This is a genomic window from Methylobacterium sp. CCH5-D2 (genome assembly GCF_001556475.1).
Classification (GTDB): Bacteria; Pseudomonadota; Alphaproteobacteria; order Rhizobiales; family Beijerinckiaceae; genus Methylobacterium; species Methylobacterium hispanicum.
Map to the genome: position 1 here is coordinate 1 of NZ_LSIX01000466.1, position 3201 is coordinate 3201.

3 protein-coding genes are annotated in these 3201 nt (G+C 75.2%); 2 read left to right on the forward strand and 1 reads right to left on the reverse strand.

Features of this window, described 5'->3' with window-relative positions:
• The coding region (locus AX737_RS11810; protein ID WP_066921535.1) for an AsmA-like C-terminal region-containing protein at positions 1-1798 on the reverse strand (1798 nt) is incomplete at its 3' end.
• A 324-nt stretch (positions 1799-2122) separates the two neighbouring features.
• On the opposite strand from AX737_RS11810, the gene AX737_RS11815 reads away from it, so the two are divergent.
• Together AX737_RS11815 and AX737_RS11820 are read left to right on the forward strand one after the other, a co-directional pair.
• A complete protein-coding gene (locus AX737_RS11815; RefSeq protein ID WP_066921538.1) occupies positions 2123-2860 on the forward strand; it encodes a CoA transferase subunit A in 738 nt (245 codons plus the stop codon).
• 107 nt (positions 2861-2967) lie between these two features.
• A partial coding sequence (locus AX737_RS11820) for a CoA-transferase (RefSeq protein ID WP_280949069.1) occupies positions 2968-3201 on the forward strand: 234 nt, incomplete at its 3' end.

Here is a 3201-nt window from a genome sequence, read left to right on the forward strand (position 1 = left end):
CCAGGGGCTCGGCCGCCAGGGTGCCGGCCGGCAGGTCCGGCTCGTCGGAGCGCAGCGCGCGCACCGCGAGGTCGTCCCAGGGGCCGGCGAGGTCGAAGAGCGGGCCGGGCCGCGCGCCGGCCGCGCGCGGGCTCAGCTCGGCGCGCGCCCGCAGGGAGCGGTCGGAGAGCGAGAACCCGCCGCGCAGCGCCGCGGTCAGGGTCTGGGCCTGCAGCGTGGCCTCGCCGATCTCGCCGGCCCCGTCCGCGAAGCGGACCGAGAGGTTGACCCGCTCGAAGGGCGTGCGCCCGTTGCGGCGGGCGAGCGCGCCCGCGGCGACGCCGCCGTTGCGCTGGATCACGTCGGCGAGGTCGAGCCCGACGAGGGTTCCGCGATCGACCGAGACGGCGGCCCGGCCGCTCAGCCGCGCCATCAGCGCGGCGAGGTCGCGGCCGCGGCTCTCCAGGGCGAGATGCCCCTGCCCCTGGCCCTGCATCCAGCGCGGGGCGCCGAGATCGGCGAGCAGCGCGCCGAGATCGGCCCGGTCGAGCGCTCCTTGCGCCTTCAGCTCGGTCTCGGCCGGGTCCGCCTCGGCGGGCGCGAGCGCGACCCGGCCCTTCAGCGTGCCGCCCTGCAGGCCGGCCCGGTTCAGGGCGAGTTCCATCGCGCCGTCGCGCACCAGCACGCTGGCTGCGACGTCCTCGAGGGCGACCGGGCCGAGCCGGGCCGCGGCGGCCGAGAGCCTGAGGTCGAGATCGCCCCCCGTATAGGGCGCCAGCGCGACCGGTGCGCCCGCGCCGCCCTCCAGCGCCTCGGCGACCGGGGCGACCAGGGGGCCGAGATCCAGGCTCTCGGCGGCGAGCGTCGCCTGCACGGCGGTGCGCGCCGCTCCGATATTCACCGCGCCCGCGCCGTCGAGCACGTTCTGGCCGAGGCTGACGCGCAGCCGCGGCAGCATCACTGCCGGTCCTTCGGTCTCGAAGCGGCCCTCCAGCGCGAAGCTCCGGGCGAAGGGCAGCAGCGCCGCGTCGCGGCCGAGGGCGGCGAGCAGGCGGGGCAGCGCGCGCGTCTCCAGCCGGCCCTCCCCGGCGAGCCGCAGCCCGTCCGCGAACCGGGCCTGCCCGTCCGCCGAGAGGGATCCGGCGCCCCAGGCGAGGCGGGCGGAGAACGGCGAGAGGCCGCCCGAGGCGAGGTCGGCCGGGTGCAGGTCCGTCAGCGCGAGCCGGACGGCCTCGCCCTCCCAGGTGAAGCTGGCCTGGGCCTCGGCGGCGGCGCGCCAGGCCGGCCAGGCGATGTCGAGATCGAGGTCCCGCAGCACGACCCGGCCGTCGAGGGCCGCGCGGTGCAGGACGACCCGGTGCGGGTGGCCGCCCCAGCCGGCCCGGCTCCGCTCGGCCAGGCGCCGCAGGGGACCGGCCCAGCGCGCGTCGTCCGCGCCCTCGGGCAGGTGCAGGCGGGCGTCGTCGAGGCTGAGGCTGCCGATGCCGATCCGGCCGCCGAGCAAGGCGCGCGGCAGGGTGAGGGGATCCAGCACGAGCGAGAGGCGGCCGCCCTCCGCGAGCGGCAGGCCCGCCGCCTCGCTGAAGCGCACGCCGCGCAGGTCGAGGCGCGGCAGGGGCAGGAGGCGCACGCTCGCCGGCCCGCTCGCGGCGAGAGCCACCCCGTAGGCGTCGAGATCGGCCGCGACCAGGCGCAGGGCCGTGTCCGTCCCGATGCTCCAGGGCATCGCGCCCGCGATGCAGCCGAGGGCGAGCGCGGTCGCCGCCAGGGTTGGCCAGCGGGCGGAGAGCGGGGCGGGGATCGGGCGGTGCGGCGACATCGCGCTCCGGGCTTGCAGGATCGGCCGGATCGGCCGGGTACGGTGCCCGTTTCAGGCCGCCCCCAGCCGTCACGGTTCGCCCGCTCGTGAAGATGGCCATAGCCCCTTCGGTGCGCTTTGTCTGCCGGGCCGTCGCGGCAAAGCGTTGGCTGAGCCTTGGCCGAGCCTTGGCGGATCCGTGGCGGATCCGTGGCGGCGGCATGGTCCTTGTGAGCCCGGCGGAGGCCGGCATGCCGTGCCGGGCTGGACCCGCCGCACGGAATCGGGGACAGCATGGGATCTCAGGCGCCCGCCTCGCGGCCGCGCCGCCGGGAGGGTGTTCGAATGAAGAAAGTCTACGCGGATCCGACGAGCGCGCTGGCGGGGCTCCTGCGCGACGACATGACCATCATGTGCGGCGGCTTCGGCCTGTGCGGGATCCCCGACGAGCTGATCGAGGCGGTGCGCGCCTCCGGGGTCAAGGGCCTGACGGTCGTCTCCAACAATGCCGGCATCGACGGCGTCGGCCTCGGCAAGCTCCTGGAGACCCGGCAGGTCGCCAAGATGATCTCCTCCTACGTCGGCGAGAACAAGGAGTTCGCCCGGCAGTTCCTGGCCGGCGAGCTGGAGATCGAGTTCAACCCGCAGGGCACGCTCGCCGAGCGCATCCGCGCTGGAGGGGCAGGCATCCCGGCCTTCTTCACCAAGACCGGCGTCGGCACCAAGGTCGCCGAGGACAAGGAGGTGCGGGAGTTCGACGGCGAGCACTACGTGATGGAGCGCGGCCTGTTCGCGGATCTGGCGCTGGTGCACGCCTACCGGGGCGACACCGAGGGCAACCTCGCCTACCGGCTCACCGCGCGCAACTTCAACCCGATGATGGCCACCGCCGCCAAGGTCACGGTCGCGCAGGTCGAGCACCTCGTCGAGCCGGGTGAGATCGACGCCGAGAACATCCACACGCCCGGCATCTTCGTGAAGCGCATCGTGCACGTGCCGGTGCGCGAGAAGCGCATCGAGCAGCGCACCACCCGCAAGCGCGCGGACGCCGCCCCGGCGGCCGCCGGCGGCGGCGCCGTCTGAGCCCGAACATCCCCGGCCGCGAGGCCGCTAGCGCGACGGCGCGCCGCCGCCCGTGCGGCGGACGGCGCGGTCGCGAAGAGAACGCGCCACACAGGAGATATCTCATCATGGCCTGGACCCGCGAGCAGATGGCGGCGCGCGCCGCGCGTGAGCTGGAGGACGGCTTCTACGTGAACCTCGGCATCGGCATCCCGACGCTGGTGTCGAACTACATTCCGGACGGCATGTCGGTGCAGCTGCAATCCGAGAACGGCATGCTCGGCATGGGCCCCTTCCCGTACGAGGGCGAGGAGGATCCGGACCTGATCAACGCCGGCAAGCAGACCATCACGGCGCTGCCG

Excerpts from the sequence above, each read along its gene's own strand:
- AX737_RS11815 (WP_066921538.1), top strand. The coding sequence starts at position 2,123 with ATGAAGAAAGTCTACGCGGATCCGACGAGCGCGCTGGCGGGGCTCCTG.